35 protein-coding genes and 1 pseudogene are annotated in these 24455 nt (G+C 63.7%); 3 read left to right on the top strand and 33 right to left on the bottom strand.

From position 1 onward, the window contains the following. Positions 1-19 precede the first annotated feature (19 nt). The 12 genes from KNW02_RS08305 to KNW02_RS08250 form a co-directional block, all read right to left on the bottom strand. Complete coding sequence (locus tag KNW02_RS08305; protein ID WP_216032801.1) at positions 20-1786, bottom strand: phage baseplate assembly protein V; 1767 nt, start codon at positions 1784-1786, stop codon at positions 20-22. A 9-nt stretch (positions 1787-1795) separates the two neighbouring features. After that, complete coding sequence (locus tag KNW02_RS08300; RefSeq protein ID WP_216032800.1) at positions 1796-2482, bottom strand: LysM peptidoglycan-binding domain-containing protein; 687 nt, start codon at positions 2480-2482, stop codon at positions 1796-1798. A gap of 3 nt (positions 2483-2485) precedes the next feature. Beyond that, positions 2486-2659: a DUF5908 family protein gene (locus KNW02_RS08295; RefSeq protein WP_216032799.1), complete on the bottom strand. Its 174-nt coding sequence runs from the start codon at positions 2657-2659 to the stop codon at positions 2486-2488. Beyond that, a complete protein-coding gene (locus KNW02_RS08290; RefSeq protein ID WP_216032798.1) occupies positions 2660-3118 on the bottom strand; it encodes a phage tail protein in 459 nt (152 codons plus the stop codon). Between the two features lie 5 nt (positions 3119-3123). Continuing rightward, the gene (locus KNW02_RS08285) at positions 3124-3582 is read right to left on the bottom strand and encodes a phage tail protein (RefSeq protein ID WP_216032797.1); all 459 of its coding nucleotides are present in this window, start codon (positions 3580-3582) and stop codon (positions 3124-3126) included. A 32-nt stretch (positions 3583-3614) separates the two neighbouring features. Beyond that, complete coding sequence (locus tag KNW02_RS08280) at positions 3615-5918, bottom strand: phage tail sheath C-terminal domain-containing protein (RefSeq protein ID WP_216032796.1); 2304 nt, start codon at positions 5916-5918, stop codon at positions 3615-3617. A 14-nt stretch (positions 5919-5932) separates the two neighbouring features. After that, positions 5933-6649 carry a hypothetical protein gene (locus KNW02_RS08275; RefSeq protein WP_216032795.1) on the bottom strand — a complete coding sequence of 239 codons (717 nt, stop codon included), beginning with the start codon at positions 6647-6649 and terminating at the stop codon, positions 5933-5935. Continuing rightward, entirely contained in the window at positions 6646-7221 is a 576-nt protein-coding gene (locus KNW02_RS08270) for a Pvc16 family protein (protein ID WP_216032794.1), read from the bottom strand. Before KNW02_RS08270 ends, KNW02_RS08275 begins: the two co-directional genes overlap by 4 nt. Before the next feature lie 150 nt (positions 7222-7371). Then, the gene (locus KNW02_RS08265) at positions 7372-8001 is read right to left on the bottom strand and encodes a hypothetical protein (RefSeq protein ID WP_216032793.1); all 630 of its coding nucleotides are present in this window, start codon (positions 7999-8001) and stop codon (positions 7372-7374) included. Beyond that, entirely contained in the window at positions 7983-9638 is a 1656-nt protein-coding gene (locus KNW02_RS08260; RefSeq protein WP_216032792.1) for a transporter substrate-binding domain-containing protein, read from the bottom strand. The genes KNW02_RS08265 and KNW02_RS08260 overlap by 19 nt, the downstream gene beginning before the upstream one ends. Further along, positions 9632-10420 (bottom strand): class I SAM-dependent methyltransferase, encoded by a 789-nt coding sequence (locus KNW02_RS08255; RefSeq protein WP_252733567.1) that lies wholly within the window; start codon positions 10418-10420, stop codon positions 9632-9634. Before KNW02_RS08255 ends, KNW02_RS08260 begins: the two co-directional genes overlap by 7 nt. Beyond that, the gene (locus KNW02_RS08250; RefSeq protein WP_216032791.1) at positions 10420-11715 is read right to left on the bottom strand and encodes a transporter substrate-binding domain-containing protein; all 1296 of its coding nucleotides are present in this window, start codon (positions 11713-11715) and stop codon (positions 10420-10422) included. Before KNW02_RS08250 ends, KNW02_RS08255 begins: the two co-directional genes overlap by 1 nt. A 360-nt stretch (positions 11716-12075) precedes the next feature. Here KNW02_RS08250 and KNW02_RS08245 point away from each other — a divergent pair, with 360 nt between their 5' ends. After that, positions 12076-12687 (top strand): eCIS core domain-containing protein, encoded by a 612-nt coding sequence (locus KNW02_RS08245; RefSeq protein WP_216032790.1) that lies wholly within the window; start codon positions 12076-12078, stop codon positions 12685-12687. 121 nt (positions 12688-12808) lie between these two features. Here KNW02_RS08245 and rpmD read toward each other — a convergent pair whose 3' ends face one another. From rpmD to rpsJ, 20 genes are all read right to left on the bottom strand, one after another. Continuing rightward, on the bottom strand, positions 12809-12997 hold the full coding sequence (rpmD, locus tag KNW02_RS08240; protein WP_145396710.1) for a 50S ribosomal protein L30: 189 nt from the start codon (positions 12995-12997) through the stop codon (positions 12809-12811). Positions 12998-13007: 10 nt separating this feature from the next. After that, a complete protein-coding gene (gene rpsE / locus KNW02_RS08235; protein ID WP_216032789.1) occupies positions 13008-13589 on the bottom strand; it encodes a 30S ribosomal protein S5 in 582 nt (193 codons plus the stop codon). Positions 13590-13710: 121 nt separating this feature from the next. Further along, positions 13711-14070: a 50S ribosomal protein L18 gene (rplR, locus tag KNW02_RS08230; RefSeq protein ID WP_216032788.1), complete on the bottom strand. Its 360-nt coding sequence runs from the start codon at positions 14068-14070 to the stop codon at positions 13711-13713. Between the two features lie 12 nt (positions 14071-14082). Further along, positions 14083-14616, bottom strand: coding sequence for a 50S ribosomal protein L6 (gene rplF / locus KNW02_RS08225; protein WP_216032787.1), 534 nt, complete (start codon positions 14614-14616; stop codon positions 14083-14085). 12 nt (positions 14617-14628) lie between these two features. After that, complete coding sequence (rpsH, locus tag KNW02_RS08220) at positions 14629-15027, bottom strand: 30S ribosomal protein S8 (protein WP_216032786.1); 399 nt, start codon at positions 15025-15027, stop codon at positions 14629-14631. Between the two features lie 10 nt (positions 15028-15037). Then, positions 15038-15343 (bottom strand): 30S ribosomal protein S14, encoded by a 306-nt coding sequence (gene rpsN, locus KNW02_RS08215; RefSeq protein ID WP_216032785.1) that lies wholly within the window; start codon positions 15341-15343, stop codon positions 15038-15040. A 19-nt stretch (positions 15344-15362) separates the two neighbouring features. After that, the gene (gene rplE, locus KNW02_RS08210) at positions 15363-15923 is read right to left on the bottom strand and encodes a 50S ribosomal protein L5 (RefSeq protein ID WP_216032784.1); all 561 of its coding nucleotides are present in this window, start codon (positions 15921-15923) and stop codon (positions 15363-15365) included. After that, the gene (gene rplX, locus KNW02_RS08205) at positions 15923-16228 is read right to left on the bottom strand and encodes a 50S ribosomal protein L24 (RefSeq protein ID WP_216032783.1); all 306 of its coding nucleotides are present in this window, start codon (positions 16226-16228) and stop codon (positions 15923-15925) included. Before rplX ends, rplE begins: the two co-directional genes overlap by 1 nt. Next, complete coding sequence (gene rplN / locus KNW02_RS08200) at positions 16228-16596, bottom strand: 50S ribosomal protein L14 (RefSeq protein WP_010400243.1); 369 nt, start codon at positions 16594-16596, stop codon at positions 16228-16230. Before rplN ends, rplX begins: the two co-directional genes overlap by 1 nt. Positions 16597-16675: 79 nt before the next feature. Then, positions 16676-16921: a 30S ribosomal protein S17 gene (rpsQ, locus tag KNW02_RS08195; protein WP_216032782.1), complete on the bottom strand. Its 246-nt coding sequence runs from the start codon at positions 16919-16921 to the stop codon at positions 16676-16678. A 12-nt stretch (positions 16922-16933) separates the two neighbouring features. Beyond that, the gene (rpmC, locus tag KNW02_RS08190; RefSeq protein WP_216032781.1) at positions 16934-17140 is read right to left on the bottom strand and encodes a 50S ribosomal protein L29; all 207 of its coding nucleotides are present in this window, start codon (positions 17138-17140) and stop codon (positions 16934-16936) included. A 200-nt stretch (positions 17141-17340) separates the two neighbouring features. Beyond that, the gene (gene rplP, locus KNW02_RS08185) at positions 17341-17754 is read right to left on the bottom strand and encodes a 50S ribosomal protein L16 (protein WP_216032780.1); all 414 of its coding nucleotides are present in this window, start codon (positions 17752-17754) and stop codon (positions 17341-17343) included. A 13-nt stretch (positions 17755-17767) separates the two neighbouring features. Continuing rightward, positions 17768-18478 carry a 30S ribosomal protein S3 gene (rpsC, locus tag KNW02_RS08180; protein WP_216032779.1) on the bottom strand — a complete coding sequence of 237 codons (711 nt, stop codon included), beginning with the start codon at positions 18476-18478 and terminating at the stop codon, positions 17768-17770. Next, positions 18478-18858 (bottom strand): 50S ribosomal protein L22, encoded by a 381-nt coding sequence (gene rplV / locus KNW02_RS08175; protein ID WP_216032778.1) that lies wholly within the window; start codon positions 18856-18858, stop codon positions 18478-18480. The genes rpsC and rplV overlap by 1 nt, the downstream gene beginning before the upstream one ends. A gap of 5 nt (positions 18859-18863) precedes the next feature. Then, positions 18864-19142 (bottom strand): 30S ribosomal protein S19, encoded by a 279-nt coding sequence (gene rpsS / locus KNW02_RS08170; RefSeq protein ID WP_216032777.1) that lies wholly within the window; start codon positions 19140-19142, stop codon positions 18864-18866. A 3-nt stretch (positions 19143-19145) separates the two neighbouring features. Then, complete coding sequence (gene rplB, locus KNW02_RS08165; protein ID WP_216032776.1) at positions 19146-19982, bottom strand: 50S ribosomal protein L2; 837 nt, start codon at positions 19980-19982, stop codon at positions 19146-19148. A gap of 95 nt (positions 19983-20077) precedes the next feature. Then, complete coding sequence (locus KNW02_RS08160; RefSeq protein ID WP_216032775.1) at positions 20078-20374, bottom strand: 50S ribosomal protein L23; 297 nt, start codon at positions 20372-20374, stop codon at positions 20078-20080. Continuing rightward, positions 20371-20991 (bottom strand): 50S ribosomal protein L4, encoded by a 621-nt coding sequence (gene rplD, locus KNW02_RS08155; RefSeq protein ID WP_216032774.1) that lies wholly within the window; start codon positions 20989-20991, stop codon positions 20371-20373. Before rplD ends, KNW02_RS08160 begins: the two co-directional genes overlap by 4 nt. Beyond that, a complete protein-coding gene (gene rplC, locus KNW02_RS08150) occupies positions 20988-21854 on the bottom strand; it encodes a 50S ribosomal protein L3 (RefSeq protein ID WP_216032773.1) in 867 nt (288 codons plus the stop codon). Before rplC ends, rplD begins: the two co-directional genes overlap by 4 nt. Positions 21855-21865: 11 nt before the next feature. Next, a complete protein-coding gene (gene rpsJ, locus KNW02_RS08145; protein ID WP_042247848.1) occupies positions 21866-22174 on the bottom strand; it encodes a 30S ribosomal protein S10 in 309 nt (102 codons plus the stop codon). A gap of 704 nt (positions 22175-22878) precedes the next feature. Here rpsJ and KNW02_RS21280 point away from each other — a divergent pair. Both KNW02_RS21280 and KNW02_RS08135 read left to right on the top strand, forming a co-directional pair. Beyond that, positions 22879-23175, top strand: a complete 297-nt coding sequence (locus KNW02_RS21280) for a PadR family transcriptional regulator (protein ID WP_216032772.1) — start codon at positions 22879-22881, stop codon at positions 23173-23175. After that, positions 23172-23408 (top strand): hypothetical protein, encoded by a 237-nt coding sequence (locus KNW02_RS08135; protein ID WP_216032771.1) that lies wholly within the window; start codon positions 23172-23174, stop codon positions 23406-23408. Before KNW02_RS21280 ends, KNW02_RS08135 begins: the two co-directional genes overlap by 4 nt. Positions 23409-23527: 119 nt before the next feature. Here KNW02_RS08135 and KNW02_RS08130 read toward each other — a convergent pair. After that, a pseudogene (locus tag KNW02_RS08130) lies at positions 23528-24279 on the bottom strand (IS5 family transposase). Positions 24280-24455 lie beyond the last annotated feature (176 nt).

The raw sequence follows: 24455 nt of genomic DNA, 5'->3' as shown, positions 1-24455 counted from the left end.
TCCTGTTCCTCCTCGGTCCTCAGTTGATCATCACCATGGCGCCCTTGACGGTCGTCTGCCCGCCCGCCGACAGTTCCGCCGTGGCCCCGCCCTTGCCGGTAAAGCCGGTATCGCCGTTGCAGGTGACGTTCATGCCCTTGAGCGTGGCATCCTGCGTGGCGGTGACGTCGACCTTGCCGGTCGCGGTGATGCTGATGTCCTTGTCGCTGGCCATGGCGATGCCGGACGTACTGAAGGTGATCGAATTGCCGTTCATGTCCTCAAGCTTCAGCTCCTTGGCGTCGTCATCCATGGTGATGGCATGACCCCCGGGCGTGGACAGCTTGAGGATCTTCTTGTCGTCGTCGAAATCGACGCGCAGGTTCTCGCGCGTGATGATGCCCTTCAGCTTGTTCTCGGCCTCGGGCGCAATCGCCTGCGTGGCCTGACCGTTATGCAGCGATCCCAGAACGATCGCCGAGTTCGGATCGGCGCTGAGAAACCCCACCACAACCTCGTCATCGGTTTCCGGCATGAACTGGATCCCGGCCGAACCCGAGGCATAGGGCTGGCCATAGCGCGCCCAGATCTCGGCCGCCGGGTCGCCGATCATCGGCAGCTTGACCTTGATGCGCTGCTTGCCGTCGGGATCCTCGGCAATGGTCAGCACCTTGCCGATCTGCAGGCCCATATGCGGCGCGGTGATCCCCGCCGCCGCCGGCGCATCGGCCCCGCTGCGGTCGGTGGCCCAGGACGGCGACAGGCCAAGCCGCGTCTCGGTCGTCCAGTTGCCGTCGCTGATGTGGTGCTGCACGCCCGAGACATAGCCGGTACCGCTGAACATCGCCCCGACCCCGCCGATCTCCAGCATGTCGCCCGGCGCGATTGCGCCCGAGCCCTGGAACAGGCAGCTGCCATGCACCGCCGCCAGCGCCGATCGCGCCAGCCGGGCCTTGGCCATCCTCTCGAGATCGGCGCTGGCGAATTCGCCGGCGGTGCTGGTGCGGCGGGTGCGCGCGCCCAGCACCTCGGCGATCGCGTCGCTGGTCTTGTTGCCGAGGCTGATCGCGGGCAATGCGCCGCCGCTGCCGGTCAGTGCCTGCTGCTGCTGGCTGTCCCAGGCGCTGATCTCGGCGGCGCCGATGGCGCGCTGCGCATCGACCGAGACATCCAACTCGATCACATCCAAGCCAAAAGTGATCTTCAGCGGCGCCGCGGCCGAGGTGTCGGGCGCCCGGATGCTGATCTTGCCGCCATCGACGATCACCATCTGGCCATTGCGGTCGGCAAGGATGTTGAGGAAATCCCAGTCGCTGACCGCAAAGCGCAACTGCGTCAGCGCGTCACCCGTACTGGCCTCGACATCCGCCTCCAACCCCGCGTCGCCGATCACCGCGCTCATCGCATCGCTGTCCTTCTGGTCGACATAGGCCAGCGAGTTGCGCAACTCCAGCAGCGCCATCGCCTTGTCACGGCAGGTCAGCTCAAGCCGCGGGCCGGACCGCCCGTCGACGCGCAGCCTGACGGCCATGATCACGCCGCTGAACAGCTCCTGCTCGGCGCCGTCGCCATAGAAGGCGGCAATGGTGATCTGGGCGCCGAGGCTGATACTGTTGCCGTCAAGCTCCGCGGCATCGTCCGCCAGCATCTCGAAGACCGGAACCTCGACCCTCGCCTCGGGAATGGTGCCGACGGCCTTGCGCACATCGACGAGGGCAACCTGCGTTTCCGACGATATCGGCGCGCCGTCCAGCTTGATGGTGACGCCAAGGACCCCGTCGCAGTTTTCCAATGGGCTTGCCGGCATGGTTCCCCCTCATCTCATCGGCGGGAAACGCAGCAGCGTGTCGGGCATCAGGTCGCGGAATCCGTCGAGGTCGTTGAACCGCGCGATCTCGAGGTATTTGGTTGCGTCATTGTAGACCCGGTAGCACAGCAGCGGCAGCGTATCGCCCTCGCGCACCCGGACCACATGGGTCAGGTCGGGCGAGCGGTTCTTGGCCTGCAGCGCCTCCTGCTTGTCGGTCACCGCCTCGATCAGCGACAGCGCGACCTTGGCGCGCAGGGCCGAGCCGTCGGGATGGAACAGGGTATAGTCGACCTTCATCCGGACCAGCCGGCCGAAGAACGCCTTCAGGCCCTTGCCCCAGATGATCTTGACCGGCGTTGGCTCGTGCTCGTTGCCGTCATAATCATAGGCCACGCGCCGCAACTGGGTGATCTGATCGCTGACGCTCTGTTTCTTGGGGTCGGGCACGACCCCGGTGCCATCCAGAACGATGGTGAAGCTCAGCTCCTGCGGCTGGGGTGTCGAATATCTGGGGGTCGCCGCGGATCTGCTGAGCGATCGCCTGCGGCTGCTTTTTCCACCGGAATAGTTCAGCCCGAAACTGTGGGAATAGCTTTCGGGATTGATCACCGCCTCGAAGGTATTCGCGGGTCCGCTCTGCGGCTCGATCTTGCCGGACTGGATCTTGCAGCGGATGATCTTCAGCTTGGCCATGGCTCAGCGCTCCCACCGCCGCCGGGCCTCGTCCTCGATCATCTCCCGCGTCTCGGCCAGCAGGTCGCGGCGCAGGTCGGCCAGCGCCTGCTCGATCTCGGTCTCGGCCATTGCAGGCTGGCGCTCGGCCGGTCCGAACGTGGCCCGCAGGACAAGCTGTCCGATCTCGACCGCCATTTACAGTTTCCTCCGCATTGTGGTGAAGGCCAGTTCGACCGTTTCGATCGCAATCTCGTTTCGCATGGCATCAAAGGCCGCCATCGACCATTTCACCGGATAGGCGTTGCTGATGCTCCACGAGGCGATCGGCTCGGCCTCCTCGTCCAGCAGGTCGATCACCAGTTCCTTGGTTTCGATCGGCTTGGCGAAATCGCTTTCGATCGTGGCCTTGCACCATTTGACCAGGCCGCCCGAACTGTCGGTCAGCCCGCGTTTCAGTTTCAGCGTTCCCTGCTTTACCGGCTTCGGAAGCTGGTGGACAAAGCGGTTCTCGCCCCCTTCGACCACCGTTTCCAGCTCGATGCCCCGTTCAAGGCCAGACACCTCCTGGAAGGCGGCATCCTTGACCGGGATGCCGCTTCCAGCGAAGGACAGCGTGAAGTGAAAGGCGACGGGAAGGCTGAAATCCTCGGCCATCGGGATCACGCATTCTCGATGACCAGGCCCTCATGCGCGATCTCGATGCTTTCCACCGCAACCTCGTTGCCCTCGGCCTTCAGATCGGTGCCGGTGATCTTGACCGGAAAGGCGTTCTGCACCTTCCAGACCATGGTCGGCGTCTGGCTTTCATCAAGCAGCGATATGGTGATCGCCTTGCGCTTGATGGTGTTCATCTTGATTTCCTTGAACCAGTCGAAGATCGCGTTGTCCTTGGCGAACACACCCTTCTTCATGGTGATGTTGCCAGACTTGATCATCCCCGGCATCTTCACCTTCGAGAACACCTTGCTGTTGCCGGCACGGTATTCCAGCACCTCGGTCTCGATATCGAGGCCCGAGACCTCCTGAAAGGCCAGTTCGGTGTCGTCCCATTTCACCTGGAAATGGAACTTCGGAAGCGGCCAGATGGCCTGTGTCTGGGCGGAGCCGTCATCTGCCATGGGTCAAGTTCCTTCGTGCTGAATGGCGTGTCTCAGGATTTCTGCATCTGCTGCTGGAAGGTGATCTCGATGAACTCGGCCGGGCGCACGACGGCGACCAGAACCGTGATCAGCAGACGGCCTTCCAGGATATCCACCGGTGTCATCGTCTCGCCCAGGCCCACATGGACGCTGAAGGCGTCCTCGGGCACGGCGCCGGCCAGGCCGCCGGCCTTCCAGACCGAGGTCAGGAAGTTTTCCAGCATCGAGCGGATCGTGACCCAGGTATTGGCGGTGTTGGGTTCGAACACATAGGCCTTGGCGGCCAGACGGATCGATTCCTCGATCATGATCATGGTCCGGCGGACGTTGATATAGCGCCAGTCGAGGCTGTTGCCGTCCAGCGTCCGCGCCCCCCAGACCAGCGTGCCCTCGCCCACGAAGGGACGGATCGCGTTGATCGACTTGCCGGTGGTCGAGACGTTCAGGTTCTCCTGCTGCAGGTTGTCGATATTGACCATCGGCGCGACGACCGAATTGACCGAGACATTGGCCGGGGCCTTCCAGACGCCACGCGAATTGTCGACCATGGTATAGAGGCCGGCCATGGCGGCAGCCGGCGACATGGCGTTCATATAGCGGGTGATGCTGTTCATCACGTCGTTATAGAGCGGCACGATCGCGCGCATGGTCTTGTCCACGGTCGCGGTGCTGGGCGAGGGCGCGGGCGGCTTGGTGTCGATCCCGTCCAGCAGCACCCTGATCTCCTGCGGGGGTTGCGTTTCGCCCTTCACATCGACGGTGTATTTCACCGCCACCTCGCTGTCGCGCAGTTCCGGCGCCGGGGCAAAGCTGATGGCGCTGCCATCGACCTGCCAGACACCGATGCCGCGCAGGGTCAGGGTCTTGTCCTTGACCTTGACCACCGCCGCCGCCTCGGCATCCGCCAGCTTCTTCGTCTGCGCGTCGGTCACCTTGTCGGCGGCCTTGTCGACCGCGTCCTTGGCGGCGATCACGTCCTGATCTGCCTTCCTGACCGCCACCTCGTCGATCGGGTCCGCCCCCACCAGACGGACGCTGCCCGCGTCGCCCCCGGCGCTGCCGACATCGATCTTGACCGAGGTGCCCTTGACCACATCGGGCAGAGCCAGCACCTCGTTTCCGGCGACGATGGCCACCGTGCGCGCCTCGGTCTGCACCCCGTCCTCGTCGGTCACGACGATCGAAAAGCTGCCACGCGGCCCCTGGGCGGCATCGTGTTCAAAGCTGATCACCCCCGCCTCGATTTCCTTCTGGGTAAAGCCGGCAACCGGATCGGTCGATCCCTTGCGGACCAGCTTGCCGGGCATCTCGCCTTCCCGGGTCTCGACCTTGTAGCTGAGCGCCCCGGCCTCGGTGGTGTCGTCGCGGGCCGAGATATCGCCCGGCTTCAGAACCGTGCTGCCGCCCGACTTGACCGAGATGGTGAAATCGCCCGTCAGGACCGCCGTGCCGACCTTCTTGATCTCCTCGACGATCTGCTTGTTCGAGTTCACGCTGCGCTTGAGCAGCGAGATGAACTTGCCGCGGCTTTCCAGCACGATGTTCTCGTAGGTGAACACCCGCGAGGTGAAGACCGAGGTATCCAGCCACGGATAATAGGCCGCGGCATAGTCCAGATTATTGGTGCCGGCATCGTTGCGGAACGATGCGACGGGATCGCCGCGCGGGCTGCGCTCGTCCAGATAGCCGCCATGGATATCGAGAATGGCAAAGCGGTTCTTCATCACCTCGCCGCAATGGCGCATCATCTGCTGCTGCACATTGGCCGAATCCTGACGGTTCAGGCGGGTGGTCTCGGGAATGACCACCATCGTCGGCTCGGTTTCCTTCTCAAGCCGCGTCAGCGCCTTCAGCATCGGGCCGGGCTCGATCGGGTCGTCATAAGTGCCGATCGAAACGACGAAGCAACTGCCGCCGCCATTGCTGTAGAACAGCCGCATCGCGGCATAGAGCAGATGGGCCGGATTGACCTGCTTCAGTTCGAACTTCTCAAGGCCGCGCGGGCCGTTGGTGGTGAAGACAGCCTGCGGCAGCTCGGCCGCCTGCTGCTGGTCGGCATCCTCGCCATAGGGCTGAAGCCCCTCGCGTTCGGCGAATTCGGACAGGGTGAAATAGGGCACCGGCGGCCCGCCGAAATAGGTCTCGAACTCGGAGAACGAGTTGATCTTCATCGGGGTCAGGTGCAGCGGCACATTCCCGTTCATCGCCTTCTCGGTATAGCCGATAAAGGCCGGAATCGCGGTCGCCACCTGAACGACCGAGTTGGGAAAGGCACTCTTTTCGACGATATAGACACCGGGCGTTTTCATGACCATTGCAGGGCTCTCCTTCAACTCAACGTGACGTAGATGTCTGCCTGAAGACGGTCATCGGCTCCGTCTCCGGTGAGCTTGCGGGTGTTCACGCCGGCCGCCGGCAGCACCGGGACCAGCATGACCGGGCCGAACTGGCCCTCGTATTGCAGCGCGAAACGTTCGGTCGGCCGGGCCCGCAGGGCCAGCGGCTCGGCCGAGCGGATGACCCGGGCCTCCCGGCCGTCGGGCAGGGTCGCCGGACCCAGATCGTCGAACTGCGCGGCATCATGCGGATCCACGATGCGGATATCGTCGCGCAGGCCGCGCCCGGTCAGCCAATAGGCCCAATAGGCAGCGACCGCTGAAAAATGCACCTCGATATCGCGGGGCGGGTCGGCCGCAAGCGCGACATCAAGCAGGACCACCCGCCAGTCGCCCATCCGCCGCGCCTCATCGCCATCCTCGGGACGGGTCCCGAACCGGACCTGATCCTCGCCTTCGGCCAGCTTCAGGACCGGGACCCGGTGCCAATCATAGCCTTGGGTAACCCGGCAGAGATCGGGCGATTGCGCCAGCAGCGTCAGGGTCACACGCTCGGGCAGATCGGCCCCGTCCCGCGCGATCACGACAAGTCGTTCCCCGATACGGCGGACCACCAGACCCACCGGCGCCAACAGCCGCAGGGGCGGCAGGTCGGGAAGGTAGTAGTCGTGCCGAAGCGTCAGCCTTATGACGACGTGATCGGGCATCATGCGCCCCCTTTGGGCAGCGCGCGGTTTTCGCGCGTCGTGATCACCGGGTCGATCCGGGTTATCGCCTCGGCATCTATCATGGCCGTGCGCATCTTGTATGTGACCGAGGGCACATAGCGGCCGCCAAGGTTGCCCCAGAGTTGTGCCAGTTCCTCGACCCGCAGGTTGATCATGTCGATGCTGAGCTGCGACAGTGGTCGCGGCATCTCGGGAACATTGCGGGGCGTCAGCACCGGATTGGCCTGAAAGAACAGCATCGCCGCCGACATCTGCTTCAGCCCCTCGGCGTAAAGTTCGGGGTCATGGGCAGCGGCAAGCATGAAATAGATGTCCAGATGGATCGGGGGCAACATGCCGACCTCGGGCGACCCGCCGGGGCGACGCTGCCGCGGCACCGTATCCTGCGCGAGGTTCAGCAGAAACAACGCCACTCGGTTCCGGGTTTCGTCCGCCTGCTTGCCCGTGGCATCGACCAGCGGCGACAGGACCACCATGTCCTCGGGCACCGCGAACAGGCCCTGCAGATGGCGGTTCAACTGGTCGCGGATCAGCTTCAGGCACAGATCGATCATGCCGGCAGCCCATCATCTCTACGCAAAGGATATCCCTCCCCGTCTGGCGCGGGTTTTTAATCTTACCGATCGGTACAGTTCAGATTCGGATTTGACGCAGCGTAGCGCAAAGTGCTGCCAACACAAGGAAAAAAACACGCCGGGATTGTATCATGCCTTTTCCACACGCCGTCTCATGGTGACCTTGAGAAGCCCCGAAAAGATCATCCCGACGGCCAGAAACCAGACCGAAACGTAGAGATATACCACCAGCATGAAATACGGATCATCCACCCGCGAGATCAGGTTGTTTGCCCGCCCGACGATTTCATCCGCGCCGATGACCGAAGCGGTCGCCGAGGCCATGATGACGATCAGGAAATACTGCATCCACGCCACGGCGAAGGTTTCGGCCGCACCGCCAATCTGCGCATGACGCTGACGAAGATAGCCCAGCGACTGGTCCGAGGCGAAGCCGGCGACCGGAAAGATCAGTGCCAGCGTCGCCTTGATCCACAGCGGCACCACCACGATCGCGCCGTTGACCTCGATCTCGGCCGGCAGCATCGAGGCCATGTAGAACAGCAGCACGAAGCTGGGCACGTTGCGGCACAGGTTGGTCGCCAGCCGCGCCGCAGCCGACAGGCCGGTCAGCCGGTGAAAGCGAATCGCCCCCAGCACCGCGCCAAGAACGGTCCCGATGGCCATCGCCAGGATCGAGATAAGCAGATTGATTGCGAATCCGCCGCCCAGATAGCGGCTTTGTGCCAGCACCTGCTCGATCATGGCCGCACCAGCCATGACTTGGCCCGCCCGAACAGCCAGACGATCCCCAGCACGAACAGGAAGTAGAACAGCAGCAACCCGTTCATCAGCGTGCGCGTATCCGCCCCTTCCGAGACCAGCAGGTTGACGGTCGAGATCAGTTCGCCGACGGCGATGGCGCTGGCCATGCCGGCCGCCTTGACGATGTTCACGCAGGACGCGACCAGCCCGTCATATCCACGCTCGATCGCCATCGGCAGCAGCCGCAAGGCCGGGCGGTCCGGGTGCAGGCCGCGCTCATGCTCCAGCGCATGCGACAGGATCACGGTATTGGTCGATCCGGCATAGAGCGAGAAGATCACCGTGGAGATGACAAAGGCGCCGGGGGTGAAGGCCCCGGAATTCGCCAATACTCCGCCGAGGCCGAAGAACACGATATAGAGTTGCAGGATGGGCGGCGTCATCCGCGAGACCGTGACCAGCAGCCTCTGGGGCAGCAGCAGCAACCGGCCAATCCAGCCGCGCCCCGAAAGGATCACATGCAGCAACCCCAGAACCACCCCAACCGTCAGCGCCCCGACGATCGCCATGCCCGCCAGCGCCAGCGTCAGCCCCAGCCCGCGGATCAACCGCCCGCGATCATAGGCGTCGGCCAGAACCGAGAGATTGATCCCGGTGGCTTCGTCCAGCCGCTGCATCCAGTCGGGCGGCTGCGCGGCGGGCACGCTGCGCAGCGGCGGCGGGTCCAGACATTCGGCGGGAAAACGGCCGGTCTCGGGCTGGCGGGCACAAAGCGCGCGCCCATCCTCGCCGCGCCGCGACCAGAGCGCATGCTTGTCTTCCAGAAACCCGGTGCGGGGGATATCCCATTTGTCCTGCAATTCGAGGATCCGGCCCGAGGCATGCCATTCGCCGATCATGTCCGAGACGAAGCGACCCAGATCACGCTCTCCCTCGCCCCGGGCCACGACCGCGACCCAGGGGCTGACCAGGATCGCCTGTTTCATCACCGCCAGATCGTCGCTCGGGGCGTCGCGGACCATGCGGGTCAGGATCGTGTCGTCAAAGGCCCAGCCGACGCAGCGCCCGTACAGAAGCGCCAGCCGCGATTCCCGGTTGCCGGTGAAATACTGGCCATCGAGTCCGTAATCCTGTTCCAGCGCGCGGTTGTAATAGGCGCCCCGGTTCAGGCAGACCGGCCGCCCGCGCAGGGCCGACCAGTCGCCAAGCGCCAGATCGGCGCGCCCGTACAAGACCACGCCGGCCGAATAATAGCCGGGTTGCAACAGATCGGCCTGCAGGCGCCGCTCATAGGTGTCGCCGGTGGTGGCGATGACCAGATCCACCTGACCCTGATTGACCCGACCGATGCGGTTGCCGGCGGTGACCGGCCGCAGTTCCAGGCCGACCTCCAGCCGGTCGGCCAGATCACGGGCCAGATCGGCCTCCAGTCCGACGGCATTGCCGGCAATGTCCAGCATGCCCCAGGGCGGGTAGTCGGTCTTTACCCCGACGATCAGCGTCCCGCGACGCAGGACATGTCCCAGCCGGCCATCGGGATCGTCCGGCGCCTGCGCAACCAGTTCAGGCGGAACCGGAACGGTCTGGGCCTGCGCGACCGCCCCCGCAAGCCCGGCCAGAAGACCAAGCAGTGGAAGCAGGCGGCCTAGCATGACGCCTCGGCATAGATCCCATAGCACCAGCGCAGCGGACAGATCGGGGTCAGGATCCCGTCCACATGCCGGGCCGCAGGGCCGTTCACGATCCAGCTTTCGGGCAGCACGCTTTCACAGCCGAGGCGGCGGACCAGAAAGCCCGCCTCGGTCAGTTCCCGCCGCAACCGCTCGGCATCGAAAAGCTGATAGTTGAGCGGCACCGAGCCGCCATTGATCCGGCGCCGATAACGCACGAAGCCCGGCGCCGCGCCATTCATCTGCCGCTGTTCCTGGCGGAACCGGCGGCGGATATTGGGCACCGACAGCAAAAGCCGCCCGCTGCCGGGTTTCAACGCCAGACGCATCCGTTCCAGCGCCTCGGCACGGGCCACCGGCGAGGTGATATGAGCCAGAACCCCGAACAGGCACAGGACAAGATCGACCTGCCCCCGCTGCGCCACATACTGCGGCAGCGCCGCGGTTTCGGGCCCGAGGATCGACAACTCGTCCCAGCCACGCGCGGCCGCGCGCGCGCGCAGCAGGGCAAGGGCGGCGGGGCTGATGTCATAGCCCGCGGCCCGCCCGACCCGGCCCTGCAGCGACAGCAGATAACGCCCGCTGCCGCAGCCGAAATCCAGCAGGCTGCTTTCCGGGGTCAGCAGTTGTGCCAGCCGCCGCGCGATGGTGCGGTTGGGCCCCGGATAGCGCAGGTCGTACTGGCCGGATTCGAAATAGGCCTGATAGGAGGGCAGGTTGTCATCCTCGTCGGACAACGCGGAATGATCGCCCTCGGCACGCATCAGTTCGGCGAGATGCTGCCCTGACCCAGCACCTCCTCAAGATCCCGGCGCCAGTATTCACCCCGAATCTCCGAGATCAGCGCGCTGTCTATGGCGTTGCGCAGGCCATCCGCATCATTCCGACGGGCGATTCCCCAGCCATAGGGCTCATTGCGATAGACGGTCGGCAGCACGTCGAGACGGCCCGAAAAGACCCCCTGACGGCTGAGATAGGTCAGCGCCACCCAGTCGCCCAGAACCGCATCGACCTCACCCGACGCCAGACGCCGAACCGCCTCCTGCCAGGAACCGGCCAGCATCACCGCGCCGGGCAGTCCGGTGGCCTCGTACATCTCGGCGGGGCCTTCCATCGTCGCCCCTTCGGGACAGGCCAGCCAGTCAATGCGCGCCTCCAGCGCCGGCCGCAAGGGATCGCCCTCGAGGATGGTCTGGCGCTGGCTGACATACTGTTCGGTCAGAAAGGCCTGCGCGGTCGAGCATCGCAGCGTGGCGACGCGCATGGTCACAAGCTTGCCGGCATCGACCTGCTGCTGGGTGCCGATGGAGCTGACGAAAGCCGTGGTCAGCACCCCGAGGATCGTCGCCGACAGCGCCGTGCCGACCACCGCCATGAAGATCTCGAGCAGTTTCGCCAGCGCGGTGGTGTAGTCGTCACCGACCCCGCGCAGCGCCACCGTGCGCGTGATCGCATCCAGCACATCGCGCGTGCCGACCTGCAGACCCGCCGCGGCCTCCTCGGATCGCCGCAGATAGCGCCGCACCAGGAATGCCATCAGCAGGTTGAAGCTGAGAAAGCCCACGATGGCCAGCAGCACGTTCGACTGCGACATCGTCTCGACGATCGTGGCGACGGCCTGATCGAAATGGATCGCCCCGGAACTGGGCACCGCCAGCGCCAGCCCCGAGGACAGATAGGGCTGCGAGAAGTCGTGAATGCGCATCCGCTCGGCGGTGATCGTCAGCGGCGATATCACCACATCGACATCGCAATTGCCCAGTGCCGTCTCCTGCTGGTCGATGCTGTCCAGGACCACATAGGAATACTGCCGCCGCAGCGCGTTCTGCTCGGTCGCCGACATGCCCCGCAACTGTTCGGCGGACGGGGGATTCTCCGGGTCCAGCCACAGGTTCCGGGCGATCCTTTCCCACAGATCGACGGTGAAACCCTGCGGCGATCCATGTTCGTCGAGATAGGTGAAGGGTTCCGCCTGACGCAGCGCGACGGTCAGATCCCGCGCGGCCGGGTCTTCGCTGCAATCAGCGCCCGCCGCCCCCGCGAAAACAATGGTCAGCACGCCGAGAATACCGGCGACGGCAAGGTTTCTGGCAGATGATGGCAATTGAACGTGTCCCGCGTTTCAACCGACAGGTTATCGAGCGTTGATCCTCGCCACAATTAATACGCGCGCCACCCACCTCTCGGCAACAAATTCTTCAAGTGATTCCATGGGATGAACTGCCGGAGGGCTGGAAGCAGCCGTTCCGCCCCCGGCGGTGCGTCGGATTTGCGGTCTTTCCCAAAACCAAAAACTCGCGTTTTCCGCTAGTAAACACAATGGTCTAGAACCCGTATCTCTTCCGCCGATCCGGCGTGGCGGCGGACATGACTTTTGTCGGCCCGGCTGCTAGACTGTCGCCATAGAAATGAGGGCATCATGGCACAGATCTTTACGTCCGAGCGCGCGAAGTCTGCACCGGCCGGCAGGGTTGGGGGTGGTCAGCGCGATCACGATATCGACTCGGCGGATCGTCTGGATGCGATGCAGTTCCGCGCCGATCAGAGCCCGGCGACCCAGCGTTTGGCGCAGTTGCAGGCCCTCGGCGACGGCAGGGCGCTCCAACGCGCGGGACCGGATGAAGAGGACCTGATGCAGGGCCGATTCGGCACCGCAGCCGATCCGGTCCAGCGCCAGGAGGACGAGGAGATGCTGCAGGCCAAGCCGGCCTCAAGCGGCGGGCTTCCCGAAGGGTTGCAGCAGTCCATGCAGATGATGTCCGGGGCCGATCTCAGCGGGGTTCAGGTCCATTACAACTCTGCCGCGCCCGCCCAGGTCGGCGCGCATGCCTTCGCCCAGGGCAACGACATCCACCTTGCCTCGGGACAGGAACGCCACCTGCCGCACGAAGCCTGGCATGTCGTTCAGCAGCAGCAAGGCCGGGTCCAGCCGACCACGCAGATCGGCGATGTCGCGGTCAATGACAGCCCGTCGCTGGAGGCCGAGGCCGACCGCATGGGCGAGCAAGCCGCACGATCCGGCAACGGCTGACGGCCGCAATCCGCAGGGCCACGACACGGACCCTGTTCCAGCTTCCGCCTGCCCCGAAAACGGCAAACGCCCCGGAAAACCTCCGGGGCGTTCTGATTGCTTCGCACAGGAAGGGGCGGCTTCAGCCGCGCTCTTCGATGATGACCGCCAGATGCGGGATCTTGGCGACCATGCCGCGGATCGCCGGGGTATCTTCCAGCTCGCGGGTGCGGTTCATCTTGTTCAGGCCCAGGCCCTTCAGCGTCTCGCGCTGGATGGCGGGGCGGCGGATCGGGCTGCCGATCTGCTTGACGACGATGGTCTTGGCCATGTCCTACTCCTTACGCTTCCGCCGCAGCGGCTTCGACGGGCGCTTCGGCCGGCTTGTCGGTCTGCGGCAGGATGTCCGCGACCTTCTTGCCGCGGCGCTGCGCGACCGAGCGCGGGCTCGAGTTCTTGTTCAGACCGTCCAGGGTGGCGCGGATCATGTTATAGGGGTTCTGCGAGCCAAGCGACTTGGCCACGACGTCCTGAACGCCCAGCATCTCGAACACGGCGCGCATCGGACCGCCGGCGATGATCCCGGTCCCGGGAACGGCGGTGCGCATCACCACGCGGCCCGCGCCATGGCGGCCCTCGATGTCGTGATGCAGGGTGCGGCCATCGCGCAGCGGCACGCGGACCATGTTGCGCTTGGCCTGTTCGGTGGCCTTGCGGATCGCCTCGGGGACCTCCTTGGCCTTGCCCTTGCCGAAACCGACACGGCCGCGCTGGTCACCCACCACGACCAGAGCCGCAAAGCCAAAGCGCTTGCCGCCCTTCACGGTCTTGGACACACGGTTGATCGCAACCAGACGATCGGCGAATTCCGGGGTCTCCTCGCGCTCTTCGCGGCGGCCCCGACGGTTTTCACGTTCTGCCATCAGGCATTCCTTGTATATCTGGCGCGATCCGCGCCGTTGCAACCGATCCTGGTGGACGCGCATGGCATCCCCGGATCATCGGGATGGCGCCCCGCCACCTGGCAGGCGCCACCCACAGGGATCAGAACTTCAGTCCGCCTTCGCGAGCGGCGTCGGCCAGAGCCTTCACCTTGCCGTGGAAGATGAAGCCGCCACGGTCGAAGACAACCTCTTCCACACCGGCCTTCTTCGCACGTTCGGCGATCGCGGCGCCGATCTTGGCGGCGGCCTCGACATTGTTCTTGCCGACGACGCCGAAATCCTTCTCCAGCGTGCTGGCCGAGGCCAGGGTCACGCCCTTCAGATCGTCGATGATCTGAACCGAGATGTTCTTCGACGAACGGTGAACCGACATACGCGGACGGCCATTCGACATCGCCCGCAACTTGTTCCGCACGCGCAGGCGGCGCTTCTGGAACAGCTCTTGCTTTTTCAGTGCCATTTCTCGCGCCCCTTACTTCTTCTTGCCTTCCTTGCGGAAGACGAACTCACCCTTGTAGCGGATGCCCTTGCCCTTGTAGGGCTCGGGACGGCGCCACTCGCGGATATTCGCGGCCACCTGACCAACAAGCTGCTGGTCGATGCCTTCCACAACGATTTCGGTCTGCTTCGGCGCCGTGATCGTGACACCATCGGGCGTCTCGAAATTCACGTCATGGCTATAGCCCAACGACAGTTTCAGGGTCTTGCCCTGCATCTGCGCGCGGTAGCCAACGCCCTGGATTTCCAGCTCTTTCTTGAAGCCTTCCGACACACCGACGGTCAGGTTCTCGATCATCGAGCGGGTCATGCCCCATTGCTGGCGCGCACGCTTGCTGAGGCCGCGCGGCTTGACCGCAACGCTGCCCTCTTCCAGCACCAGATCGACATCGTCGGTCGCGGTGAAGGTACGGCTGCCCTTCGGTCCCTTGACCTCGATGGTCTGGCCCTTGATCTCGGCCGTCACACCCTTGGGCAGAGCGACCGGTCGTTTACCAATCCGAGACATCTGCTGCCCTCCTTAGAACACGGTGCAGAGGACTTCGCCGCCAACATTGGCGTTGCGAGCCGCTGCATCCGACATGACGCCCTTGGGGGTCGAGACGATCGAGACGCCCAGACCCTGGCGGACCTGCGGGATTTCACGGGCGCCGGCATAGACGCGGCGGCCGGGCTTCGAGACCCGCGACAGTTCCCGGATGACCGGGGCGCCGTCGTGGTATTTCAGGCCGATTTCCAGCTCCTTGTGGCCGGCATCGGTGGTCACTTCCTCATAGCCGCGGATGTAACCTTCGTTCTTCAGCACATCCAGGACCCAGGCGCGAAGCTTGGAGGCCGGGGTGCGAACGGTCGATTTGCCACGCATCTGCGCGTTGCGGATGCGGGTCAGCATATCGCCGAGAGGATCGTTCATGTTCATAGTCGCCCCCTTACCAGCTGGATTTGACCAGGCCGGGGATCTGACCATGCGAGCCAAGCTCGCGCAGCGCGATCCGCGACAGTTTCAGTTTGCGGTAATACGCATGCGGACGACCGGACAGTTGGCACCGGTTGTGCAGACGCGTGGCCGAGGAATTGCGCGGCAGTTCGGCCAGCTTCAGCGAGGCCTTGAACCGCTCTTCCATCGGCAGGGACTGGTCGTTGATGACCTCTTTCAGCGCCGCGCGCTTGGCGGCGTATTTCTGAACCAGACGCTCGCGCTTCTTCTCGCGCTCGACCATCGATTTCTTTGCCATATCTTCTTTCCCTCCGCGATCAGCTGTTGAACGGCATGTTGAAATGCTTCAACAGCGACTTCGCTTCCGCGTCGGTCGGCGCGGTGGTGCAGATGATGATGTCCATCCCCAGAACTTCATCGACCTTGTCGAAGTTGATTTCCGGGAACACGATGTGCTCTTTCAGGCCCATGGCATAGTTGCCGCGGCCGTCGAAAGAGCTGCCCTTGACGCCGCGGAAGTCGCGGACGCGGGGCAGCGCGATGTTGATCAGACGATCGAGGAATTCGTACATCCGGTCACCGCGCAGGGTCACCTTGGTGCCCAGCGGCATTTCCTCGCGAACGCGGAAGCCTGCGATCGAGTTCTTCGCCTTGGTGATCACGGCCTTCTGGCCGGCGATCAGCGACAGTTCCTCGGCGCCCTGCTTCACCTTCTTGGTGTCCTTGACGGCCTCGCCGATGCCCATGTTCAGGACGATCTTGTCCAGACGCGGGATCTGCATGTCGTTCTTGTAGCCGAATTCTTCCTTCATCGCGGCCCGGATCGTGTCCTTGTAGACCGCCTTCAGGCGCGGCGTGTATTTTGCGGCGTCCAGCATCAGATCACGTCTCCCGTGGTCTTGGCGAAACGGACCTTCTTGCCGTCTTCCTCGCGGAAGCCGACGCGGGTCGCTTTGCCGTTCTTGTCCATCAGCGCGAGGTTCGACAGGTCGATCGGCATCGCTTTCGGGATGCGGCCGCCCTGGCTGTTCTGGCTCTGACGCTGGTGACGGATGGCGATGTTGATGCCGTCCACGACCGCCTTGTTCTCTTTCGGGAACACGGCGGTAATCTCGCCCTGACGGCCCTTGTCCTTGCCGGCCAGCACGACGACCTTGTCGCCCTTTTTCAGCTTGGCAGCCATCACAGCACCTCCGGGGCAAGCGAGATGATCTTCATGAAGTTCTTGGCGCGCAGCTCGCGCACGACCGGCCCGAAGATACGGGTGCCGACCGGCTCGCCCTGGTTGTTCAGGATGACGGCGGCGTTGCGGTCGAAGCGGATCGAGGTTCCGTCCTCGCGCTTCACTTCCTTGGCGGTGCGAACGACGACGGCCTTGCGGACGTCACCCTTCTTCACCCGGCCCCGCGGAATGGCTTCCTTGACGGACACGACAATGATGTCGCCCACCGACGCATAGCGACGGTGCGAACCACCCAGGACCTTGATGCACTGAACCCGGCGTGCGCCGGAGTTGTCAGCAACATCCAGATTGGTCTGCATCTGGATCATTTGGTTTCTCCCGACCTTTGAGGACCGGCCTTATTCCGGCCCCAGGGTTTCGATCAATGACTGATCTGTAATGAAGGACTTATGCCGAGACGGCTTCATCCGTCAGGACAGTCCAGCGCTTCGTCTTCGAGATCGGCGCGCATTCGATGATGCGAACGGTGTCACCGACCTTGAACTGGTTCTCCGCGTCATGGGCGCGGTATTTCTTCGACGACCGCACGGTCTTGTGCAGCAGCGGATGCTTGAAGCGGCGCTCGACCAGGACGGTCACGGTCTGGGCGTTCTTGTCGCTGACGACCTTGCCTTGCAGGATGCGTTTGGGCATGGACCGGGCTCCTTAGTTCGAGGCAGCGGCGTCGGCCGCTTTCTGGTTCAGAATGGTTTTCACACGGGCCACGTCGCGGCGCACGGCGCGCATCCGGGCGGTGTTCTCAAGCTGACCAGTGGCCTGCTGGAAGCGCAGGTTGAACGCCTCCTTCTTCAGCGCGACAAGCTGCTCTTGCAGCTGGTCGGGCGTCTTCGATTTCAGTTCCTGCGCATCCATGGCGCCTGTTCCTTTCAACATCACCGGAGAGCCCCGGTCTGTCCGGGCCACCCTGATTCCGGTGGAGTTTCGTGATGAAGGCCTGCCCATACAGGCCGGCCCCGTCTTTGGCAACCCCTTTCGCCCCTGACGGGGCGGAAAGGGCAAGCCCCGCCAGTTTCCCGGCGGGGCGGCTTTCCGTTGGCCGGGTTTCCCCCGCCTTACCAGTCTTCGCGCGCGACGATGCGGGTCAGGACCGGCAGTTTCTGCGCGCCCAGACGCAGCGCCTCGCGGGCGATCTCGTCGGACACGCCGTCGATCTCGAACATGATCCGGCCCGGGTGGACGCGGGCGGCCCAGAAATCGACCGAACCCTTGCCCTTACCCATCCGCACTTCGGTCGGCTTCGAGGAAACCGGCACGTCCGGGAAGATCCGGATCCAGACCCGGCCCTGACGCTTCATGTGGCGGGTGATCGCGCGGCGGGCCGCTTCGATCTGGCGGGCGGTCACACGCTCGGGCTCGGTGGCCTTCAGCGCGTAGGAGCCGAAGTTCAGTTCGAACCCGCCCTTCGCCTGGCCGTGGATGCGGCCCTTGTGCTGTTTGCGGAACTTCGTCCGTTTCGGTTGCAGCATTGTTTCCTACTCCTTACCGGGCGTCGCGGCGCGGGCCGCGCGGGGCCGGGCCTTCCTGGGCCTCGGCGGCGCGGCGGTCGCGGGCCTGCGGATCATGTTCCATGATCTCGCCCTTGAAGATCCACACCTTGATGCCGATGATCCCGTAGGGGGTCGTGGCTTCGGCCAGCGCATAGTCGATATCGGCGCGCAGCGTGTGCAGCGGCACACGGCCCTCGCGATACCATTCGGTCCGCGCGATCTCGGCGCCGCCCAGACGGCCGGCGACGTTCACGCGGATGCCGAGGGCACCCATGCGCATCGCGTTCTGGACCGAGCGCTTCATGGCGCGGCGGAACGAGACCCGACGCTCGAGCTGCTGGGCGATCGATTCCGCGACCAGAGCGGCGTCGACTTCCGGCTTGCGGACCTCGACGATGTTCAGGTGCAGTTCGCTCTTGGTGAAGTTCGCCAGCTTCTTGCGCAGTTCCTCGATATCGGCGCCCTTCTTGCCGATGATGACGCCCGGACGGGCGGCGTGAATGGTCACGCGGCACTTCTTGTGCGGACGCTCGATGATGACGCGGCTGATGCCGGCCTGCTTGGCTTCCTTCTTGATGAAGTCCCGGATCTTCAGGTCTTCCAGCAGAAGATCGCCATAGTCCTTGTCATCGGCATACCAGCGGCTGTCCCAGGTGCGGTTGACCTGGAGGCGCATCCCGATGGGGTTGACTTTCTGACCCATTACGCTTGCTCCTCGACTTGGCGCACCTTGATGGTGATTTCCGAAAACGGCTTCATGATCTTGCCATAGCGGCCACGCGCCCGCGGACGGCCGCGCTTCATCACCAGGTTCTTGCCGACCCAGGCTTCGGCGACGACCAGGCTGTCGACGTCAAGGCCATGGTTGTTCTCGGCATTCGCGATGGCCGACTGAAGGCATTTCTTCACGTCGCCGGCGATGCGCTTGTGCGAGAAGGTCAGGTCGGCCAGCGCGCGATCCACCTTCTTGCCACGGATCAGCTGAGCCACCAGGTTCAGCTTCTGCGGCGAGGTACGAAGCATCTTGGTCTTCGCCATCGCCTCGTTCTCCGCCACGCGGCGCGGATTCTGTTCCTTACCCATGACGATTACTTCCTCTTGGCTTTCTTGTCCGCCGCGTGACCGTAATAGGTCCGGGTGGGCGAATATTCACCGAATTTCTGGCCGATCATCTCTTCCGACACCGAAACGGGGATATGCTTGTGCCCGTTATAGACGCCGAAGGTCAGGCCGACGAATTGCGGCAGGATGGTCGAACGACGCGACCAGATCTTGATGACGTCGGATTTCCCCGACTCGCGGGCCTTTTCCGCCTTCTTGAGCACATAGGCGTCAACAAAGGGGCCCTTCCAAACAGAACGTGCCATGGATTAGCGTCCCTTCTTCTGGTGACGCGACCGCAGGATGTACTTGTCGGTCGACTTGTTGCTGCGGGTCTTCTTGCCCTTGGTGTCCTTGCCCCAGGGCGTGACCGGCGTACGGCCGCCCGAGGTCCGGCCCTCACCACCACCATGCGGGTGGTCGATCGGGTTCATCGCGACACCGCGAACGGCAGGGCGGATACCCTTGTGCCGGTTGCGACCGGCCTTGCCGAGGTTCTGGTTCGAATGATCGGCATTCGACACCGCACCGATGGTGGCCATGCATTCCTGACGGACCATGCGCAACTCGCCCGAGGACAGGCGGATCTGGGCATAGCCGCCATCGCGGCCGACGAACTGGGCATAGGTGCCGGCCGAGCGGGCGATCTGGCCGCCCTTGCCGGGCTTCAGTTCGACATTGTGGACGATCGTGCCGATCGGCATGCCGGAAAACGGCATGGCGTTGCCGGGCTTCACGTCGACCTTGGCGCCGGCGATCACCTTGTCGCCCACGGCCAGACGCTGCGGCGCCAGGATATAGGCGCGCTCGCCGTCCTCATACGAGATCAGCGCGATGAAGGCGGTACGGTTGGGATCGTATTCGATCCGCTCGACCACCGCGGTCACGTCGAACTTGCTGCGCTTGAAATCGACGATGCGATACAGGCGCTTTGCCCCGCCGCCCTTGCGGCGCATGGTGATCCGTCCGGTGTTGTTCCGACCGCCCTTCTTGGTCAGCCCCTCGGTGAGGGACTTGACCGGGCGACCTTTCCAAAGCTCCGAACGGTCGATCAGAACCAGCCCGCGCTGGCCAGGCGTCGTCGGTTTATACGACTTCAATGCCATCTTTCTGTCTTCCGTTGCTTTGGACCGATCTGGTCCGTTTCAGTCAAACGATCGCGGCCCCGGTTGAGCCGGGGCCGCAGAGTCGCAGCCGTCTATCAAAGTCCCGTCGAGACGTCGATAGTGTTGCCCGCTTCGAGGGTCACATAGGCCTTCTTCACATCGCTGCGGCGGCCAAGCTGGCCCCGGAAGCGTTTCTGCTTGCCCTTGGTGATGGTGGTATTCACCGCCTTCACCTTGACACCGAACAGCGCCTCGACCGCATTCTTGATCTGCGGCTTGCTGGCGGTCTTGGCGACCTCGAAGACGACGCCGTTGTTTTCCGACGTCATCGTGGCCTTTTCGGTGATGATCGGCTTGACGATCACGTCGTAATGTTCAGCTTTCGCGCTCATTTCAGGCGAGCCTCCAGAGCTTCGACACCCGCGCGCGTGATCACCAGCGTGTCGCGCTTGAGGATGTCATAGACATTGGCGCCCATCGACGGCAGGACATCCACGCCCTCGATGTTGCGCGCGGCGCGGGCGAAGCCCTCGTTGACTTCGGCACCGTCGATCACCAGCACGCGCTTCCAGCCGTTTTCCTTCACGGCCTTGGCGACGGCCGAGGTCTTGGCATCGGCGAGGTTCAGATCCTCGACCACCACCAGCTCGCCCGCATTGGCCTTGGCCGACAGGGCGTGCTTCAGACCCAGGGCGCGGACCTTCTTCGGCAGATCGAAGGCATGGCTGCGCGGGGTCGGGCCCTTGTAGACGCCACCGTGACGGAAGGTCGGCGCCTTCTTGGAACCGTGGCGGGCGCCGCCGGTGCCCTTCTGGCGATAGATCTTCTTGGTCGAATAGCTGACTTCCGACTTGGTCAGCACCGAATGGGTGCCGGCCTGCGCCTTGGCCCGCTGCCAGCGGACGACGCGCTGCAGCAGGTCGCCGCGCGGCTCCAGCCCGAAGACCTCGTCGGCCAGCTCGATGGACCCGGCCTTACCGGAGTCCAGCTTGATCACATCGAGTTTCATTCCTTGTCTCCTTCGGGCGCGGCATCGCCTTCGGCGGCCTTGTCGGCCTCGATCGAGACCTCGGCTTCCTTCAGCGCGGCCTCTTCGGCGGCGGCAGCCGCTTCCTCGGCGGCCTTGCGGGCGGCTTCTTCCTCGGCGGCGGCGGCGGCGGCAGCGGCCTCGGCGACGCGCTTGGCCTCCTCGGCGGCCGATTTCAGCGCGGCGGGATAGATCAGGTTCTCGGGCGTCGCCTTCTTGACGGCGTCCTTGATGGTGACCCAGCCGCCTTTCGAGCCGGGAACCGAGCCCTTGACCATGATCAGGCCACGATCGGCATCGGTGCGCACGACCTGCAGGTTCTGGGTGGTGATGCGCACGGCACCCAGATGGCCGGCCATCTTCTTGCCCTTGAACACCTTGCCGGGGTCCTGGCACTGCCCGGTCGAGCCGTGCGAGCGGTGGCTGATCGACACGCCGTGCGAGGCGCGCAGACCGCCGAAATTGTGCCGCTTCATCGCACCGGCGAAACCCTTGCCGATCGAGGTGCCGGCGACATCCACATACTGACCGGCGAAATAATGGTCAGCGGTGATCTCTTCACCGACATTGATCAGGTTCTCTTCAGCCACGCGGAATTCCGCGATCTTGCGCTTGGGCGCGACATTGGCCTTGGCGAAATGACCGCGCAGCGCGGCGGTCGTGCGCTTGGCCTTGGCAACGCCGGCGCCAAGCTGAACGGCGGTATAGCCGTCACGCGCAACCGTGCGCTGGTCCACGACCTGCAGATTGTCCAGTTGCAGGACGGTCACCGGAACCTGGCGGCCATCCTCGAGGAACAGCCGGGTCATGCCCAGCTTCTTGGCGATAACACCTGTACGCAGCATGTCCGTCCCCCTTACACCTTGATCTCGACATCCACGCCGGCGGCGAGGTCGAGCTTCATCAGGGCGTCAACGGTCTGCGGCGTCGGATCGACGATATCCAAGAGACGCTTGTGGGTGCGGATCTCCCACTGGTCGCGCGACTTCTTGTCGATATGCGGGCCGCGCAGGACGGTGAATTTCTCGATCTTGTTCGGCAGCGGGATCGGGCCGCGAACGGTCGCGCCGGTGCGCTTGGCGGTATTGACGATCTCCTGGGTGCTGGCGTCCAGCACGCGGTAATCGAAAGCCTTCAGCCGGATACGGATATTCTGGCTTTGCATATGTCATCCCTCTGATGGGGAGTTCCAGTTGAGAGGCTGACAGCGCACCACGCGAAGCCAGCGTCGAACCGTATAAAAACTGCAAGGCCGCCCCCATAGCGGACGGCCCTGATAATGGCAACCGGAATCTCTGCCGGTGCGACGTGGCGTATAGCGCCATGGCCCGAAAGCCGTCAAGAGCGCAGTTCAGGGGTTTTTCGGGCGCGCGCCGATGCCGTCACCTGCCTACATGGCCGTTCTTCTGCGGCCGTCCAGCCATCTGAAGGGTCGGCTGTGACAGCCCCAAGAACTGCTGGTTCCGGCGGCGCACAACCCCTGCACCGGGAGTGCACAGGCTGTACACCGCCTGCGTGCGTTGCGCGCCGGATTGTGCTGGCGGATGTAGGGGGGGCGCTGCCCCCGTCCTTGCGGACTCCCCCGAGGTACTTGGAAAGAGCGCGAGGGGAGGGAACCGCCGGAGGTCTGCGGCCCGCAGGTTCTCGCTGGCGAGGATGCGCGGCGCGGCCCCGGGCCACCTCGACGGCGGCGCAGGAACCGGGGGCGGCGTGGGGCCGGTCGGTCAGGCCGACGAAGATAGAGCATCGTTCTTGAAGCGCTATGCTGCCGACCCCGGATCTCCTCATGCCGGTGACGTGAAAGAACCTTTGATCCGCAAGGTCGAGTTCGTGCTTCACCCCTATGTAGATTCGTGATATAGGGTCTCCATGCGGATGTCTTACAAATCTCTCCAATTGCTGGCGTTTCTTACCTCTGACCCAAACAGGGAACATGCCGGTGCCGATATGTCACGCGAACTCGGCATCGTCTCTGGCACCCTCTATCCATTGCTCGCCCGAATGGAGCTGGAAGGGCTTGTCAGTAGCCGATGGGAAGAGGGCGATCCCAAAGACCTGGGTCGCCCACGACGGCGTTTCTACCGAATTACGGGTTTGGGTGCCTCGGCTGCCGCGCGGGAACTGGCGCCACTGCAAATGCCTCCTACCGGAGGACTGCCAGCTTGACCGTGCTATTCAACCTGATCTCGCTGTTCGGCGTTGTGGTTGTCGCGGTCATAGGCCGTGTTCTTGGCGAGGATGCCAAGGTCTTTATCCCAAGTTTTTCTGAGGAGTTACTGCGCAAATCTGCGGGCCGCCTCCATGAAGATATCGCGGAACGTTACCTTGAAGAATGGCTAAGCCACAATGACTCAACCAAAACACTTACGGGAAAGCTGACACACGCTGCCTCGATCTAGCTATTCGGCGCAGCGCGCCTGGGGAAAGCGCATGGTTTTTCTGCTGATAACTATGAGAAATACCTCGTGCGGAAACGCGTATTTGACATTCTTGTATGCACCCTAGGGTCTGTTGACGTTCATTTTGTGAGGATGATGGTTGCGGCGAGCGCAATGAACGCGATGAAGCTGTGATCGGTCTTGCAGGAGCGCATCGCGATGCCTCTGTTCTCTTTCAGCTTTCCGAAGAAATTTTCGATGAGGTGCCGCCACTTGTAGGTTTCCCTGTCGAACTCCGCCGGGAACCGCCGGTTCGATCTCGGCGGAATGACCGGCACGATGTCGCGTTCCGCCAGATCGGATCTCAGCCAATCGGCATCGAAGGCGCGGTCTGCCAGAAGATATCCGGCAGCGAGATCGGCGAGCAGGTCCGGCACGCCGCGCAGATCATGCGCCTGTCCCGGCAGCAGTCTGAAATCGACGGGGTTTCCGAGCGCATCGGTCAGCGCGACGATCTTGGTGGTCACTCCCCCGCGAGAGCGCCCGATGGCCTGGCTTTGAGTCCCCCTTTGGCGCCCTGTCCCGAGCGGTGAACCTTGACGATGGAGCCATCGACCATCGTGTACTCAAAGTCGGCATCCGAGGACAGTGCCTTGAATATCCGATAGAACACATCCGCCTTGACCCAGCGGCGGAACCGTTTGAACACCGAGTTCCATTTGCCGAATACCTCGGGAAGTTCCCGCCATTGCGCCCCGGTGCGGACGATCCAGAGCACCGCTTCAACGAAAAGCCGCGGGTCGCGCCCGGTCTGGCCGGGGTCCGTCGGCTTGCCCAGGCAATAGGGTTCGATGATCGCCCACTGGGCGTCGTTCAGGACAAGACGGGTCAAGGTTGCTCTCCTCTGTTTGCAACCTTGAATCAGAACTCACCAAAGTTGGGAATCTGGAGGGTTCTGTGAGGTCGCGTGGCGGATCGGGGGCGTCTTGGCGCGTTCCGCGACCTCATTGAAGCCGGATTGAACGAAGCCGCGGTCCGGTTTGGCGCTATGGGAATTGTGGTGTTTGG

It is taken from the genome of Paracoccus marinaquae (assembly GCF_018860165.1).
Lineage (GTDB): Bacteria > Pseudomonadota > Alphaproteobacteria > Rhodobacterales > Rhodobacteraceae > Paracoccus > Paracoccus marinaquae.
Note: the sequence above shows the minus strand (reverse complement) of the source record. Positions and strands in the feature narration are given on the sequence as shown.

Coding starts and splice junctions, on each gene's coding strand:
- KNW02_RS08290 (WP_216032798.1), bottom strand. CDS start 3,118: ATGGCCGAGGATTTCAGCCTTCCCGTCGCCTTTCACTTCACGCTGTCC.
- rplP (WP_216032780.1), bottom strand. CDS start 17,754: ATGCTGCAACCGAAACGGACGAAGTTCCGCAAACAGCACAAGGGCCGC.
- rplF (WP_216032787.1), bottom strand. CDS start 14,616: ATGTCTCGGATTGGTAAACGACCGGTCGCTCTGCCCAAGGGTGTGACG.
- rplB (WP_216032776.1), bottom strand. CDS start 19,982: ATGGCATTGAAGTCGTATAAACCGACGACGCCTGGCCAGCGCGGGCTG.
- rplD (WP_216032774.1), bottom strand. CDS start 20,991: ATGAAACTCGATGTGATCAAGCTGGACTCCGGTAAGGCCGGGTCCATC.
- rpsC (WP_216032779.1), bottom strand. CDS start 18,478: ATGGGTCAGAAAGTCAACCCCATCGGGATGCGCCTCCAGGTCAACCGC.
- KNW02_RS21280 (WP_216032772.1), top strand. CDS start 22,879: ATGCGGATGTCTTACAAATCTCTCCAATTGCTGGCGTTTCTTACCTCT.
- rplX (WP_216032783.1), bottom strand. CDS start 16,228: ATGGCTGCCAAGCTGAAAAAGGGCGACAAGGTCGTCGTGCTGGCCGGC.
- rpsH (WP_216032786.1), bottom strand. CDS start 15,027: ATGAACATGAACGATCCTCTCGGCGATATGCTGACCCGCATCCGCAAC.
- rplE (WP_216032784.1), bottom strand. CDS start 15,923: ATGCTGGACGCCGCAAAATACACGCCGCGCCTGAAGGCGGTCTACAAG.
- KNW02_RS08275 (WP_216032795.1), bottom strand. CDS start 6,649: ATGATGCCCGATCACGTCGTCATAAGGCTGACGCTTCGGCACGACTAC.
- KNW02_RS08305 (WP_216032801.1), bottom strand. CDS start 1,786: ATGCCGGCAAGCCCATTGGAAAACTGCGACGGGGTCCTTGGCGTCACC.
- rpsS (WP_216032777.1), bottom strand. CDS start 19,142: ATGGCACGTTCTGTTTGGAAGGGCCCCTTTGTTGACGCCTATGTGCTC.
- rpmD (WP_145396710.1), bottom strand. CDS start 12,997: ATGGCCAAGACCATCGTCGTCAAGCAGATCGGCAGCCCGATCCGCCGC.
- KNW02_RS08270 (WP_216032794.1), bottom strand. CDS start 7,221: ATGATCGATCTGTGCCTGAAGCTGATCCGCGACCAGTTGAACCGCCAT.
- rpsE (WP_216032789.1), bottom strand. CDS start 13,589: ATGGCAGAACGTGAAAACCGTCGGGGCCGCCGCGAAGAGCGCGAGGAG.
- rplR (WP_216032788.1), bottom strand. CDS start 14,070: ATGGCACTGAAAAAGCAAGAGCTGTTCCAGAAGCGCCGCCTGCGCGTG.
- KNW02_RS08300 (WP_216032800.1), bottom strand. CDS start 2,482: ATGGCCAAGCTGAAGATCATCCGCTGCAAGATCCAGTCCGGCAAGATC.
- rpmC (WP_216032781.1), bottom strand. CDS start 17,140: ATGGATGCGCAGGAACTGAAATCGAAGACGCCCGACCAGCTGCAAGAG.
- rpsJ (WP_042247848.1), bottom strand. CDS start 22,174: ATGCAAAGCCAGAATATCCGTATCCGGCTGAAGGCTTTCGATTACCGC.
- rplN (WP_010400243.1), bottom strand. CDS start 16,596: ATGATCCAGATGCAGACCAATCTGGATGTTGCTGACAACTCCGGCGCA.
- KNW02_RS08255 (WP_252733567.1), bottom strand. CDS start 10,420: ATGCGTGCCGAGGGCGATCATTCCGCGTTGTCCGACGAGGATGACAAC.
- rplC (WP_216032773.1), bottom strand. CDS start 21,854: ATGCTGCGTACAGGTGTTATCGCCAAGAAGCTGGGCATGACCCGGCTG.
- rpsN (WP_216032785.1), bottom strand. CDS start 15,343: ATGGCAAAGAAATCGATGGTCGAGCGCGAGAAGAAGCGCGAGCGTCTG.
- rplV (WP_216032778.1), bottom strand. CDS start 18,858: ATGGGTAAGGAACAGAATCCGCGCCGCGTGGCGGAGAACGAGGCGATG.
- KNW02_RS08295 (WP_216032799.1), bottom strand. CDS start 2,659: ATGGCGGTCGAGATCGGACAGCTTGTCCTGCGGGCCACGTTCGGACCG.
- rpsQ (WP_216032782.1), bottom strand. CDS start 16,921: ATGCCCAAACGCATCCTGCAAGGCAAGGTCGTCAGCGACAAGAACGCC.
- KNW02_RS08285 (WP_216032797.1), bottom strand. CDS start 3,582: ATGGCAGATGACGGCTCCGCCCAGACACAGGCCATCTGGCCGCTTCCG.
- KNW02_RS08260 (WP_216032792.1), bottom strand. CDS start 9,638: ATGCTAGGCCGCCTGCTTCCACTGCTTGGTCTTCTGGCCGGGCTTGCG.
- KNW02_RS08160 (WP_216032775.1), bottom strand. CDS start 20,374: ATGAGCGCGAAAGCTGAACATTACGACGTGATCGTCAAGCCGATCATC.
- KNW02_RS08245 (WP_216032790.1), top strand. CDS start 12,076: ATGGCACAGATCTTTACGTCCGAGCGCGCGAAGTCTGCACCGGCCGGC.
- KNW02_RS08265 (WP_216032793.1), bottom strand. CDS start 8,001: ATGGCTGGTGCGGCCATGATCGAGCAGGTGCTGGCACAAAGCCGCTAT.
- KNW02_RS08280 (WP_216032796.1), bottom strand. CDS start 5,918: ATGGTCATGAAAACGCCCGGTGTCTATATCGTCGAAAAGAGTGCCTTT.